The 13,221-nt window shown below is 55.9% G+C and carries 12 protein-coding genes and 1 pseudogene; 7 read left to right on the forward strand and 6 right to left on the reverse strand.

The genetic code is table 11. The annotated features are described in order from the left end of the window. Positions 1 to 11: 11 nt before the first annotated feature. Both B3729_RS08795 and B3729_RS08800 read right to left on the reverse strand, forming a co-directional pair. A complete protein-coding gene (locus B3729_RS08795; protein ID WP_181123552.1) occupies positions 12 to 1,121 on the reverse strand; it encodes a DNA topoisomerase IB in 1,110 nt (369 codons plus the stop codon). Between the two features lie 62 nt (positions 1,122 to 1,183). Then, the gene (locus B3729_RS08800) at positions 1,184 to 2,266 is read right to left on the reverse strand and encodes a patatin-like phospholipase family protein (protein ID WP_286787632.1); all 1,083 of its coding nucleotides are present in this window, start codon (positions 2,264 to 2,266) and stop codon (positions 1,184 to 1,186) included. A gap of 173 nt (positions 2,267 to 2,439) precedes the next feature. Between B3729_RS08800 and B3729_RS08805 the strand changes: the two genes are divergently transcribed. The 7 genes and pseudogenes from B3729_RS08805 to B3729_RS08830 all read left to right on the forward strand — a co-directional run bounded on the left by B3729_RS08805 (position 2,440) and on the right by B3729_RS08830 (position 7,984). Continuing rightward, complete coding sequence (locus B3729_RS08805) at positions 2,440 to 2,748, forward strand: PepSY domain-containing protein (RefSeq protein WP_019365781.1); 309 nt, start codon at positions 2,440 to 2,442, stop codon at positions 2,746 to 2,748. A 14-nt stretch (positions 2,749 to 2,762) separates the two neighbouring features. Beyond that, positions 2,763 to 3,062, forward strand: a complete 300-nt coding sequence (locus tag B3729_RS08810) for a PepSY domain-containing protein (protein WP_371106363.1) — start codon at positions 2,763 to 2,765, stop codon at positions 3,060 to 3,062. Further along, entirely contained in the window at positions 3,062 to 3,727 is a 666-nt protein-coding gene (locus B3729_RS08815; protein WP_286787633.1) for a response regulator transcription factor, read from the forward strand. Before B3729_RS08810 ends, B3729_RS08815 begins: the two co-directional genes overlap by 1 nt. Further along, complete coding sequence (locus B3729_RS08820; protein WP_286787634.1) at positions 3,724 to 5,061, forward strand: sensor histidine kinase; 1,338 nt, start codon at positions 3,724 to 3,726, stop codon at positions 5,059 to 5,061. The genes B3729_RS08815 and B3729_RS08820 overlap by 4 nt, the downstream gene beginning before the upstream one ends. 226 nt (positions 5,062 to 5,287) lie before the next feature. Next, positions 5,288 to 5,968 (forward strand): annotated as a pseudogene (locus B3729_RS24765) (cache domain-containing protein); the annotation flags it as partial. A gap of 102 nt (positions 5,969 to 6,070) precedes the next feature. Beyond that, positions 6,071 to 6,826, forward strand: a complete 756-nt coding sequence (locus tag B3729_RS24770; RefSeq protein WP_409438652.1) for a methyl-accepting chemotaxis protein — start codon at positions 6,071 to 6,073, stop codon at positions 6,824 to 6,826. 108 nt (positions 6,827 to 6,934) lie between these two features. Beyond that, positions 6,935 to 7,984, forward strand: a complete 1,050-nt coding sequence (locus B3729_RS08830) for an AI-2E family transporter (RefSeq protein ID WP_010794915.1) — start codon at positions 6,935 to 6,937, stop codon at positions 7,982 to 7,984. A gap of 53 nt (positions 7,985 to 8,037) precedes the next feature. Here B3729_RS08830 and nuoN read toward each other — a convergent pair whose 3' ends face one another. Genes nuoN through nuoK form a run of 4 tightly spaced genes read right to left on the reverse strand, consistent with a single transcriptional unit; the run spans position 8,038 to position 13,212 of the window. Continuing rightward, positions 8,038 to 9,489, reverse strand: a complete 1,452-nt coding sequence (gene nuoN / locus B3729_RS08835) for an NADH-quinone oxidoreductase subunit NuoN (protein WP_010794914.1) — start codon at positions 9,487 to 9,489, stop codon at positions 8,038 to 8,040. A gap of 7 nt (positions 9,490 to 9,496) precedes the next feature. Next, complete coding sequence (gene nuoM / locus B3729_RS08840; RefSeq protein ID WP_010794913.1) at positions 9,497 to 11,029, reverse strand: NADH-quinone oxidoreductase subunit M; 1,533 nt, start codon at positions 11,027 to 11,029, stop codon at positions 9,497 to 9,499. Between the two features lie 30 nt (positions 11,030 to 11,059). Further along, positions 11,060 to 12,907 (reverse strand): NADH-quinone oxidoreductase subunit L, encoded by a 1,848-nt coding sequence (nuoL, locus tag B3729_RS08845; protein ID WP_286787638.1) that lies wholly within the window; start codon positions 12,905 to 12,907, stop codon positions 11,060 to 11,062. After that, on the reverse strand, positions 12,904 to 13,212 hold the full coding sequence (nuoK, locus tag B3729_RS08850) for an NADH-quinone oxidoreductase subunit NuoK (RefSeq protein WP_010794911.1): 309 nt from the start codon (positions 13,210 to 13,212) through the stop codon (positions 12,904 to 12,906). Before nuoK ends, nuoL begins: the two co-directional genes overlap by 4 nt. Positions 13,213 to 13,221: the final 9 nt, after the last annotated feature.

Below are 13,221 nucleotides of genomic sequence, written 5' to 3' on the forward strand. Positions count from 1 at the left end.
GGCTCGAATACCTAAGCTGCCTGCGTCTTCTCGACCAGGCGCTCCAAAAACATGAGCAGGGCGACTTCCTCTTCGCGAAGTCCCTTGCGTTTGCGCGGCTTGGGTAGCGAGCCGAGTTCGCCAGCCATAAATGCATCCATGACGCCCGGGTGGATATAACACTTGCGGCATACTGCCGGTGTATTGCCCAGCGTACTGGATACTTGCTTGACCATCTCCTGAAGGTGCTTTTTGGCTTCAGTTTGAGTTTCGTAGCGCAGTGACTTGAGCGTAGAAAGAGCCAAGGCGCTGCCTGCCCAGGTGCGGTAATCCTTAGCAGTAAAGTCGGCACCACTGAGTTCGTGCAGGTAGGCATTTACGTCTGACGAGGTGACCGTATGCCGATCGCCATCTTCATCCAGATACTGAAACAAGTGTTGGCCGGGTAGCTCAAGGCAGCGCTTGACGGTACGTGCAAGCCTCGGGTCTGTCAGCTTGATGTTGTGCTCGACACCGCTTTTGCCACGGAAGTGAAAGCGAATCGTATTGCCGGTAACGTCTGCATGCCGGTTACGCAGGGTGGTCAGGCCGTACGATTTATTGCTTTTGGCATATTGCTGATTGCCTACGCGAATCAAGGTGGCGTCCAGCAGGCTGATAACGGTCGCCATGACCTTTTCCCGGTTCAGCTTGCGTTGCGCCAGATGCTCTTCTATCCGCTTGCGCAGTTTGGGAAGGGCATTGCCGAACTCCAGCATCCGTTCGTATTTGTCAGTGTCTCTGATTTCGCGCCAACGTGGGTGATATCGGTATTGCTTGCGTCCTCGGGCGTCCCGCCCCGTTGCCTGTAAATGGCCACAAGGATCGGCACAGATCCAAACATCCGTATAGGCGGGTGGAATGGCCAGTTTGTTGATGCGGTCAATTTCAGCCTGATCGCGAATACGTTCGCCTTGGGCATCCAGGTAGATAAACTTCCCGCGCAGCTTTTTTCGCCGCAGGCCTGGCTGCGTGTCATCCACATAGTGAAGGTCCGAGGGTAGCGGGGGGCACAGGGCTGTACCTGTATCGTCGCGCTCGTCTCCAGGGGCGGGCAGCGTACCCTCGGCGGTCGGGGGAATAAATGAGGCACTCTCTGACATGAAAACACCGGCTGTGGACTGCTTTCTATGAAGACCGCAGGGCTAGTAGCCGGTTCGTCGCTCTAGACGAGAGGCAATATCTGATCCTTTAACCGACCGCTTTCGGCAAGCTCCAAAAACTCATCACCTAGCCGCTGGCTTTCCGCCATGGCTGTATGCCAGTGACGTTGCCGTGTGGCAGGGTCGGTTGCATAACGGGTGAAATCCTTGCGGTCGGGAAGCTTTCGACCAGGTAGCCGCTCAAGGTAAGACCGTGAGGGTGCCAGTAGCACCACATTTCGCAGGTTATGTGTATTGGCCTTGCGCCAGAAGATGCCCTTGTCGAACCACCCAGGAATGATGCGATCGATAAAATGTGGATAGAGCACAATGTCATTCCCGCGATAGGGAAGATCCAGATGGTAATCGAGCAGTCCCCCGTCACGGTAAGTACCGGAGCCAAAGCCAGGGATATCTGTTACGCCCTCCATGACCAGTGGAATGGAGCCTGACGCCAGCAACGACTGGCGAAGGTTGTCGGGGCGAAGCGCATGGTACCGCGTTGGGAAATCATTCAGTTCATCCAGCGGCGGCGCCTGGCGCAAATCATGGGCCACGATACGGCTGAAATGGCGAATCAGACGAGACCGTGCTATCAGGTTGTCGCGGATCACAGCGCCCAGGCCAAGGCTTAATGTTCGGCGCTGGTCACTGGCCAGAGGGCCCAATGCCTGAACAATCATGATGTTCAGGCGATAGCCTGGTGCGGTCAGAATCGCCTCGTCACGCCCTCCCAGCAGTTCATCCAGCATGCTTTCGCAAATCTGACTGATCTGCCTGATTCCAATACCTTTGGGAAAATGCAATCCGGTATAGAGGTCGCCCAGCCGGCGTAATGAGTCTGCCGGATCCGGTAGGCAGACACATGCGGAGCGCCAGGCCCCAATGGATGCGCCAACCAATGCGCGCACCCGTGGTGAGCGAGGCAGCCATTCACCAAACAGCGCGATGTCTAGCCCTTGCAAGCCTAGTGCTTTCGGGCCGCCTGCTGCGCCTGGGATAATACCTACGTCTGCGGGTGACAGGCCCTGCTGGCGAATATTCGCCAGCGCCTGCGTGCCCGCGCGGATAACGAGGGAAGGAGATTTGATGTGAATAGCTGTCATGAGGACTCCATACGGACAGCCAGTATACAAACGCACCGCCGCGATGCGGAGCAGGTATGGCATTGATTGCGAAAGACCGTTGGGCTGACCATGTAGTTCCAAAATGAGATTAAGGCTGAATTAAGGCTGCCTCGTTAAGGTGAACTTACTGAATAACCCGTGAGGACATACACATGAAAGCACTGACTACATTGATTGCCGCTGCCAGCCTGACCGCCCTGGCCGGTGCGGCCCAAGCCCGCGACCTGGGACCTGACGAAGCGCTCAAGCTGCGTGATGCAGGTACCATCAAATCCTTCGACGTATTGAACAAGGCGGCTATCGCCAAGCATCCTGGCTCGACGACTCACGACACTGAGCTGGAAGAAGAATATGGACGCTATATCTATCAGGTTGAGTTACGTGACCAGAAAGGTGTGACATGGGATCTGGAACTCGATGCCGCAACGGGCGAAGTGCTCAAGGATGTACAGGACGATTGAGCCTGGGTAGCAGCATGATGAAAGGCCTGCTGGTATTGACATTGCTGTCAGCCAGCGGGCTTTCAAGCGCTCGCGACCTTGACCAGGATGAGGCGTTGCGGCTTCGTCAGGAAGGAAGAATTCGTCCTCTTGAGCAGCTTATCAACCAGGCTTATGCGCGCTATCCAAAGGCAACATTGCTGGAGGCGGAGCTTGAAGAGGAAGATGGTGTTTATGTCTATGAGATCGAGTTTCTGGTAGACAAGGGCGTTGTGCGCGAGCTGGAAATCAGCGCCACTGACGGTACGATTTTGAAGGACGAGGTAGACGACTGATGCGTCTGTTGTTGGTAGAGGACAGTGTTCCGCTGGCGGATGAGTTAATGGCCAGCCTGACACGACAAGGCTATGCCGTAGACTGGCTGGCTGATGGCCGTGATGCGGCATACCAGGGGGCAGTCGAACCTTATGACCTTATCGTACTTGATCTGGGACTGCCGGGGCGTTCTGGGCTTGATGTGCTTAGGGAGTGGCGCACGCAGGGACTTTCTACGCCGGTACTGATTCTGACGGCGCGCAGTGGTTGGGCCGAGCGTATCGATGGGCTCAAGGCTGGCGCCGATGATTACCTGACCAAGCCGTTCCACCCTGAAGAGCTTTCCTTGCGGATTCAAGGATTATTGCGGCGTGCCCGCGGGCTGGTGAATCAGCCGGCATTGCAGGCTTCCGGTCTGAGTCTGGATGAGTCACGGCAATGTGTTAATCGCGGGGATGAAAGCATCGAGCTGACCGCCGCAGAGTTCAGGCTGCTGCGGTATTTCATGTTGCATGCAGGGCAGATCCTGTCCAAAAGTCATTTGGGTGAACATCTCTACGACGGTGAAAGCGAGCGTGACTCCAATGTCATCGAGGTGCACGTGAACCATCTCAGGCGTAAATTGGGGCGCGATATTATCGAGACACGGCGAGGACAGGGCTACCGCTTCGGGAAATCTGCATGAAGTCCATTCAGCAGCGATTGGGCATTGGCTTGGCCTCCGCTCTGCTGATATCCGGACTTTTATTGATACTGGGCGCACGCTGGCTGGTTGATACGGCGCTACGGGATTATCTGGGAAGCGGACTTCAGACAGAGAGCGAAAACCTCCTGGTGGCTATTGCGCGGGGGCCAAACGGGCTGCAGCTGGATGAGCAGCGCCTTAATCCCGCCTATCAACGGCCATTTTCCGGGCGTTATTTCGAGATCGACATAGGAGAACCTCGCTGGCGCTCCCGGTCGTTATGGGATCATGTGCTTGAGAGACCTACGCACGTAGGGCTGACCAGACATCTCGTCAATGGCCCCGGAGATCAGCGCCTCCTGGTCTATCGCGCGGATTATCAGCGGTTGGGGCAAAAGCTCAGCATTGTCGTTGCACAGGATTACAACCCGCTCCTGACCAGTTTCAGTCGAATGCTACGTATAGGTGCCGGTATTGGGCTGGTTGCGTTAATCGTAATCCTTTTTCTACAACGGATTACGGTAAGGCGCGCCTTAAAGCCACTTGAGCGGGTCCGGCAACAAGTGGCTCAACTGCAACAGGGGCAGCGCAGCCAGCTGGATACGCAGGTTCCCCAAGAGCTTGAGCTGCTGGTGGAGCAGATCAATCATCTGCTGCGTCATACCGAGGATAATCTCAAGCGTGCCCGCCATGGCATCGGTAATCTGGGGCATGCATTGAAAACGCCTCTGGCCGTGCTGGTAAGCCTTGCGGAGCGGCAAGAACTGAGTGTGCATCCTGAACTGCAGAACATCCTGCGCGATCAGCTTGAGCAGATCCAGCAGCGTCTTGAGCGGGAGTTGCGCCGTGCTCGTCTGGCCGGTGACCAGCTTCCCGGTGTCTATCTGGACTGCGAGGCTGAATTGCCTTCGCTCTGCGCCATGCTCAAGCAGATCCATGACAACGACCTGACGATCTCTTGTCATGTGCCTTCCGGTTTGAAACTGCCCTGGGATCGCGAAGACCTGCTTGAATTGCTGGGTACGCTGTTGGATAACGCCTGTAAATGGGCGAGCAGCCAGGTAGAGCTGACGGTACTGAAGAAAGATGCCTGTTATGAGATCAGTATTGATGATGATGGGCCAGGTATCGCGCCTGAATCCAGACAGGATATTCTCGAGCGAGGTGCGCGTCTGGATGAGCGAGTCATGGGACATGGCCTGGGCCTTGGTATTGCGCGTGACATTGTGGACAGTTGCGCAGGTACGCTCAGCCTGGAAAGCAGTTCCCTGGGCGGGCTGAAAGTTTTGGTCCGGCTGCCGCTCCGAGCCTCCCGATCTGCTCCCGGTGATTGAGACCATACGGATAGAGCACTATCGATCGACCTTCATTTTCGTTTCGCTTGGCCGAAAACCTACTTAGATAACAACCTAAGAGGTCTCAGTGATGAGTTTAAAAGCCAAGGTGCTCCTGCTGGCGCTCCTACCTGTTGTAATTACTACCCTGATCATTAGCGGTATTTCCTATGTGATGCTGAGCAATAAAGCCGAGCGCGATATACAGACAACGCGTGATCGCTTGATGGAGCAAAGCAACGTAACCCTGAAGAATTACGTGCAGGTTGCCCTGACAGCGGTCAAGCCGCTCTACGATGCTTCAGCCGACGGTGATCAGGCGGCCCGCGCCGAGGCAATCAGGATTTTGTCTGGCATCACCTATGGCAAAGATGGCTATATGTTTGGCTATGACTCAAACGTCATCCGCCTTTTCAAGGGAAACGACACTGAAGGCATAGGCAAGAGCTTTCGTGATAACAAGGATCCGAACGGCGTTTACCTGAACCAGGAGCTGGTCCGTGCAGGCAAGGATGGCACTCATTATGTCCGCTATTCCTCTACATTGCCTGGCAAAACTACCTTGGTTCCCAAGTTGAGCTATACCGAATACCTGCCCAAGTGGGACCTGGTCCTGGGCTCTGCCATCAACCTGGATGGCGTTGAGGAGCGGCTGGGCAAGATCGAGGCCGATGTACGTGCGCAGACCTTGACTCAGCTGTTCTCCATCATCGGCGTCTCGCTGGTAGTGCTGGTCATCATCGCCATTGCGGCTCATCTATTTGCCATGCGAGTGTTGCGTCCGCTTGAGCTCATGCGTGCAAACCTTGATGACATTGCTGATGGCGAAGGCGATCTGACACGTCGACTGCCGGTGCAGAGTAACGACGAGTTGGGCCGGCTTGCTGGCTCGTTCAATCGATTCGTTGGCAAGATTCATGGAACCGTACAGCAGGTAATCGACATCACTCAGCAGCTCACCGGTTTGCTGGATGAGGTGGCTGCCCAGGCTCGTCGTACCGAGCAGGCCATGCAGCGCCAGCGTAGCGAAACCGATCAGGTTGCCACGGCTATCAACGAGATGTCCGCAGCGGCTCATGAAGTGGCGCAAAGTGCCCAGCAAGCGGCAGGAGCTGCCCGTGAGACCGATGAGCAAGGGCGTGTAGCCAAACGTGTGGTTGAGGGTAGTGTGGCAGGCATCCATTCTCTGGTCGATGAAGTGCGTGACAGCGGCATGTCGCTCGACAGTCTGCAGCAGGACGTGCAGTCTATTGTCAGCGTGCTGGATGTCATCCGTTCGATTGCCGAGCAAACCAACTTGCTGGCCTTGAACGCTGCTATCGAGGCGGCTCGGGCTGGTGAGGCGGGTCGTGGTTTTGCGGTCGTGGCCGACGAAGTTCGTGCCCTGGCAAGCCGTACTCAGCAAAGTACCCAGGAGATCCAGGGAATGATCGATCGCCTGCAACAGGGTACGCAAAAGGCGGTTGAGTCGATGCGTCGCTCTGGTGCGGCAGGTGAAAGTACGACTGTCCAGGCCAGTCAGGCAGGCGCCTCACTCGATACCATCAGCCAGCTGATCGGTACGATTAATGCCATGAACGCCCAGATAGCCAGTGCAGCCGAAGAGCAGACGGCGGTCTCCGAGGAAATCAACCGTAGCGTCCACGAGATTGCTGGTGCGGTTGAAACCATGACGGCAGGGGCTGAGCAGAGTGCGACCACTACCCAGGGGCTAGTCTCGCTAGGGGATCGCCTCCACGGCCTGGTCAAGCAGTTCCGCGTTTAAATCGACATTCCTGAGGGCTCTGGCTGAGCCCTCAGGAACAAGTGCGTGGTATCCAGTGTTCTAACCAAAAGCGACGCTCGTTGCTCTTGAATGGACTTTGGAACCCTGATGAAAAGCACGCGACTTGAAAATAGAACATTTATCTTTCTTCTGATTATTGTCTCGATCGCATTTGCCTGGATTCTGTTGCCCTATTACGGCGCGGTTTTTTGGGGAGCGATCCTGGCGATTATTTTCGCCCCTATGCAGCGCTGGTTTCTCAGGCGCTACAACAATCGTAAAAACCTTGCCGCGCTGAGCAGCTTGGGTGTTTGTTTACTCATCGTGATTCTGCCGGTCACAGCGATTAGTATTTCTCTTGTTCAGGAAGGCAGTGCGCTGTATCAGCGAATCAACAGCGGCCAGCTGAATTTCGGCGAATATTTTCAGCACATGTGGCAGGCACTACCGAACGGTATCAAAAGTGTACTGCACCGATTCGATATCACTGACCCAGAAAGTATTCGCGAGCGCCTGACGCAAAGCGTTGCCCAAGGTAGTCAGGCATTGGCAAGCAGGGCCTTGTTGGTAGGGCAGGGGACGTTTCAGTTGGTCATCAGCTTTGGCATTATGCTGTACCTGCTGTTTTTCCTGCTTCGAGACGGGCAATACCTTGTAGGGCTGATCCGCAAAGCCATTCCCTTGAGCGAGATTCACAAGCGCAGCCTGCTACGCAAGTTCACGGCTGTTATCCGGGCCACCGTCAAGGGCAACATTATCGTGGCCGTTGTTCAGGGTGCGTTGGGTGGATTTATCCTGGGAGTACTCGGTGTTGAGGCTGCTGTTCTCTGGGGCGTAATAATGGCGTTCCTGTCGTTGTTGCCGGCAGTAGGCGCTGGGCTGATCTGGGGGCCGGTTGCGGTTTACTTCCTGCTGACAGGCTCGATATGGCAAGGGGTTGTATTGATTCTGTTCGGCGTTATCGTCATCGGCCTGGTAGATAACATTCTGCGTCCTATCTTGGTAGGCAAGGACACCAAGCTACCCGACTACGTGGTACTGATTTCCACACTAGGCGGAATGGCACTGTTTGGTCTCAACGGGTTCGTCATTGGCCCATTGGTGGCGGCGCTCTTCATGTCGGTATGGGACCTCTTCATGCACCGTGAAGAGGAATAAAAAGTTCAGGCAATAAAAAAGCCCCATCACTGGGGCTTTTTTATGAGAGGCCCTTACAGGCCTGTATGTTGAAGCACTTGCAACAAGGGCTGCGGGTAAACACCCAACAGCAGCGTCAGGGCTGCAATGGCGATAAGCATGATACCGCCGGCACGCTCACCCCAGTTCATGGGGGCATCGTGACGGCTCAGACCTGGTTGTACCAGATACATCGTTACCATGACACGCAGGTAATAGAACAGGCCGATGGCGCTACCAATAACGACCGCCGCGGTCTGCCACCACAGATGGGACTCGACACCCACCGTAATAATATAGAACTTGCCGATAAAGCCCGCCGTCAGCGGAATACCTGCAAGCGACAGCATCATCACTGTTAGAACGGCGGTCAGATACGGGCGTCTCCAGAACAGTCCGCGGTACTCGAACAGCGCATCGGCATCACGTGTGCCATTGCTTGGGCTGGACATGAGCACGATCACGCCAAAGGCTCCCAGGCTGGTAACGACATAAGTCGCCAAGTACACCCCAATCGCCTCTACCGCAATACCATTGCTGGCAGCGAGGGCTACGAGCAGGTATCCGAAGTGTGAGATGGAAGAGTAGCCCAGCAGACGCTTGAGGTTGCTCTGCATCAGGGCCAAGAGGTTGCCGACCAGAATGGAGATGATGGCGATGAAAGCGATCAGGTTGTGCAGCCATGTATCGTTCAGCGCAGCGGGCATGGTCTGGAACAGACGAACCACGACAGCGAAAACGGCAACCTTGCTCGCAGTAGCCAGGTAAGCGCCCACCGGTGCCGGTGCGCCTTCATAGACATCTGGCGTCCACAAATGGAAGGGTACCAGCGACAGTTTGAAGCCCAGACCTACGATCATCATGCCGATACCGAGTTCCAGCAGCAGGCCGGCCGAGGCTTGCTGAGTCAGCTGCGCACCGATTCCGCTAAAACTCAGGGTGCCGGACTGTGCATACAGCAGGGCCATGCCAAACAGCAGAATGGCCGAGCCAGCAGCAGATAGCACCAGATACTTCATGCCAGCCTCAAGGGAGCGGCGATTGAAGTAGGAATAGGCCACCAGGCCATACACCGGTACGGACAGCAGCTCAAGGCCAATGAACAGCGAAGCCAGATGCTGCGAGCTTACCAACACGATACCGCCCGTACAGGACAGTAAAAGCAGTAGGTAAAGCTCTTCACGGTTGCTGGAGTATCCCTCCATGTAAGCATGCGACAGCGTCATGCATGCCAACGTGGTAATCAGGATCAGTGCGGTATAGAAGTAGGTGTAGCCATCCATGCGCATGAGGCTGGTGACGTCGATATCGACGACCCGCATCGAGTACACAATGGATAGCAGGGCCAGGTTCAAACCGATTACCGACAGTGTCGGAATCACGGTGTGGTTGCGCCGCCAGGCTATCGCCAGCATCACCACGACGGCGGTCAGACCGGTGATGAGGAGCGGCAGAAGTGCGATGAGATGTTCCGTTGTAAAGGTCATGGCGCTACTACCGGGCAGAAACAATGGAAGAGAAAGCTGTACCCAGCCACTGGTGTACACCACTCATGCTGGCTGCCGACGTATCCAGAATGGGCTGCGGATAAACACCCAGGAGGATCAGCAGACCGACCAGAAGCAGTACCATGGACAGCTCGCGTGCATTGAGCCCCGGCAATTCCCCTTCAGACTTCGCAGGTCCGAAGTACGCACGGTGGATCATGATCAATGAGTACACCGAAGCCGCAACCAGACCAAATGTAGCGATCACAACGGTCAGCGGCACCATCGGGAACGCACCCATCAGAATCAGGAACTCGCCTACGAAGTTACCGGTACCCGGCAGGCCCAGCGACGCCGAAGCGAAGAACAGGCTGAGGGCCGGCAGGTAGGGGAGGCGACCCCAGAGTCCACCCATCTCACGCATGTCGCGTGTATGCAGGCGCTCATAGAGCTGACCGCACAGGATGAACAAGCCTGCTGCCGAAAGACCATGGGCAATCATCTGTACCACGACACCCTGCAGTGCATGCTGGCTGCCCGAGTAGATACCGATCAACACGAAGCCCATGTGCGAAACGCTGGAATAGGCCACAAGACGCTTGATGTCAGTCTGTGCGAAGGACAGGAACGCACCGTAGAAGATTCCGATGATCCCGAGCCACATCGCAATGGGTGCAAACTCGGCCGAAGCGTTGGGGAACAGCGGTACGGCAAAGCGGAGAAGGCCGTAAGCAGCTGTTTTCAACAGAATACCGGCAAGGTCTACGGAGCCGGCTGTCGGTGCCTGCGCGTGTGCATCGGGGAGCCAGGAGTGAACCGGCACGGCAGGCAGCTTCACGGCAAAGGCAATGAAGAAGCCCAGCATCAGCAGGTATTCAGTCGTTGGATCCATCTGCGTTTTCAGCAGGTCTTCATATTCAAAGGTCAGCACACCAGTTGCGCTGTAGTGCACCAGCACTAGGGCCACGATGGCCACCAGCATGATCAGGCCGCTGGCCTGGGTGAAAATGAAGAACTTGGTAGCAGCGGTAATGCGGCTCTTCTTGCCGTCGGCGGAGCTATGACCCCAGAGTGCGATGAGGAAATACATCGGCACCAGCATCATCTCCCAGAAGAAGAAGAACAGGAACAGGTCGACAGCCAGGAACACACCAACCACACCACCTAGAATCCATAGCAGGTTCAGATGGAAGAAGCCAACATGCTTCTGGATCTCGCGCCAAGAGCAGACAACAGCCAAAAGACCTAACAGACCAGTCAGCAACACCATAAGCAGCGATAGGCCGTCCATGGCGAAGTGCAGGCTGATACCAAAGCGTTCAATCCAGGGATACTGGAATTCAACGGTCCAGTTCTGCTCGCTACCCGGAGCGGGGGCCAAGCTGAAGTCACCGTGCCACCAGACCCATAGGCCAAGCACCAGCTCCAATAGCATGGTTAATAAAGCAATCCAGCGTGGCAGGAGATTGCCGGAGCGATCTCCCAGCCAGCACAGCAGACCGCCTATGAAGGGGATCAGGATTAGCCAAGGCAGAATCATGACGGGCTCAATTCCTTTCGTAGATTCAAGTCAGGCCAGAAGCAGTGCGGCCAGAAGCAGCACTGCACCACCCACGATGGAGGCAGCATACCAACGCAGGCGGCCGTTCTCTGTAAGGCTCAGCGTGAGGTTACCGGCACGCGCGAGGATCGGGACAATCAGGATCGCCTTGTCGATCGGATCGCTACGCAGCAGTCGGGTAATCGCCAGGTAAGGCTTCACGAAGATCCAGTTGTAGAGCCAGTCGAAGCCCCAGGCGTGATACCACCAAGTACCAAAGAATCGACCCGGAGCACTCTTGGCAAGTGCACTGACAAAGCGACGCTTGCCCAGGAAGAGCAGGGCCGCCAACAGGATGCCGGCCAATGCAATGGCGCCTGAGGCAATTTCCAGACTGTGCTTGGCTTCGCCACCTGCATGGCCAGCCGACTGAGGCAGTACACCCGCCAGCGGTGGTATGATCCAGGCGCCGATAAAGGTGGACAATACGATCAGTACGATTAGTGGCAAGTGATGTGCGATCCCATGACCACCATGGGCCTCAGTCTTGGCTTCACCGTGGAACACGATAAAGATCAGGCGGAAGGTGTAGATCGAGGTCAGGAAGGCACCTACTAGGCCTGCAATCAGCAGATTCTGATGGCCACTGGCAAAGGCTTCCCAGAGGATCTCGTCTTTTGAGTAGAAGCCAGCCGTAATCAGCGGTAGCGCTGCCAGCGCTGAGCCACCAACTAGGAAGCTTGCATAGGCCAGCGGAATTTTTTTCCACAGACCGCCCATCTTGAAGATGTTCTGCTCGTGATGGCAGGCCAGGATGACCGAGCCGGATGCAAGGAACAGAAGCGCCTTGAAGAACGCATGGGTCATCAGGTGGAAGATCGCACCGCTCCAGGCGCCTACACCCAGGGCTAGGAACATGTAGCCGATCTGACTCATGGTGGAGTAAGCAAGGATACGCTTGATGTCGGTCTGTACCAGTGCTGCAAAGCCTGCCAGAACCAGCGTAACCGCACCCACGATACCCACTAGATGCAAAATCGAAGGCGTCAGCTCGAACAATCCATGACAACGGGCGATCAGGTATACGCCGGCAGTCACCATGGTCGCTGCGTGGATCAGCGCCGATACTGGGGTCGGGCCTGCCATCGCATCGGCCAGCCAGGTTTGCAAAGGCAGCTGGGCAGATTTACCTACCGCACCACCCAGCAGCATCAGCGTAGCCAGCATCAGCAGCGGATCGTTCATCGTGAACACATCTGGCGCACGAGTCAGCAGTTCCTGGATATCCAGCGTGCCCAGTGTCATGAACAGGATAAACAGACCGAAGGCCATGAACACGTCGCCCACGCGGGTTACGATAAAGGCCTTGAGTGCGGCGTTACCGTTGGCACGTTCGCTGTAGTAGAACCCGATCAGTAGGTAACTGCACAGGCCTACACCTTCCCAACCAAAGTAGAGGAAGAGCAGGTTATCGCCCAGTACCAGGAACAACATGCTTGCCACGAACAGGTTGGTATAGGCAAAAAAGCGTGCATAGCCTGCTTCACCGCGCATGTACCAGGAGGCAAACAGGTGAATCAGAAAGCCTACACCGGTGACCACACACAGCATGGTTACCGAGAGACCATCCAGGTACAACGCGATGTTGGGTGCAAAGCCATCAACGGTCATCCAGTTCCACAGCACCTGGGTGACAGCGCCGGAAGGCGGCGGGCTGGACAGGAACTGCCAGCTAACCCAGGCGGCTGTAAGCGCAGATAGCCCGATTGAGCCTACTCCAATCAGGGCAGATAGGTTTTCGGACCAGCGGCTACGGGAAAACGCCAGCAGCACAAACCCGATAAGGGGAAAGACGAAGGTAAGAGGTAACAGGTTCATCCGCGCATCTCGCTGGCAGCATCGACATCGAGGGTTTGGAAACGGCGATACAGTTGCAGCAGGATCGCCAGGCCAATACTCGCCTCGGCAGCAGCAAGGCTCAGTACCAGAATGAACATCACCTGACCATCCGGTTGCCCCCAACGGCTGCCACCGACCACAAAAGCCAGGGCGGAAGCATTCATCATGATTTCCAGACTCATCAATATGAACAGGATGTTGCGCCGTACCATCAGGCCAACCAGACCCAGGGCGAACAACGCGCCGGCAAGTGCCAGACCATGTTCCAGAGGTATCGCATTCATAGGTCCATT

It is taken from the genome of Pseudomonas sp. UBA3149, from assembly GCF_002364655.1.
Lineage (GTDB): Bacteria > Pseudomonadota > Gammaproteobacteria > Pseudomonadales > Pseudomonadaceae > Chryseomonas > Chryseomonas luteola.

Bases quoted from the DNA above. Each gene is read 5' to 3' on its own strand.
- nuoK (WP_010794911.1), bottom strand. From the start codon at position 13,212: ATGAATGCGATACCTCTGGAACATGGTCTGGCACTTGCCGGCGCGTTG.
- B3729_RS08795 (WP_181123552.1), bottom strand. From the start codon at position 1,121: ATGTCAGAGAGTGCCTCATTTATTCCCCCGACCGCCGAGGGTACGCTG.
- B3729_RS08820 (WP_286787634.1), top strand. From the start codon at position 3,724: ATGAAGTCCATTCAGCAGCGATTGGGCATTGGCTTGGCCTCCGCTCTG.
- B3729_RS08805 (WP_019365781.1), top strand. From the start codon at position 2,440: ATGAAAGCACTGACTACATTGATTGCCGCTGCCAGCCTGACCGCCCTG.
- nuoN (WP_010794914.1), bottom strand. From the start codon at position 9,489: ATGACCTTTACAACGGAACATCTCATCGCACTTCTGCCGCTCCTCATC.
- B3729_RS08800 (WP_286787632.1), bottom strand. From the start codon at position 2,266: ATGACAGCTATTCACATCAAATCTCCTTCCCTCGTTATCCGCGCGGGC.
- B3729_RS24770 (WP_409438652.1), top strand. From the start codon at position 6,071: ATGCAGCGCCAGCGTAGCGAAACCGATCAGGTTGCCACGGCTATCAAC.
- nuoL (WP_286787638.1), bottom strand. From the start codon at position 12,907: ATGAACCTGTTACCTCTTACCTTCGTCTTTCCCCTTATCGGGTTTGTG.
- B3729_RS08830 (WP_010794915.1), top strand. From the start codon at position 6,935: ATGAAAAGCACGCGACTTGAAAATAGAACATTTATCTTTCTTCTGATT.
- nuoM (WP_010794913.1), bottom strand. From the start codon at position 11,029: ATGATTCTGCCTTGGCTAATCCTGATCCCCTTCATAGGCGGTCTGCTG.
- B3729_RS08815 (WP_286787633.1), top strand. From the start codon at position 3,062: ATGCGTCTGTTGTTGGTAGAGGACAGTGTTCCGCTGGCGGATGAGTTA.
- B3729_RS08810 (WP_371106363.1), top strand. From the start codon at position 2,763: ATGATGAAAGGCCTGCTGGTATTGACATTGCTGTCAGCCAGCGGGCTT.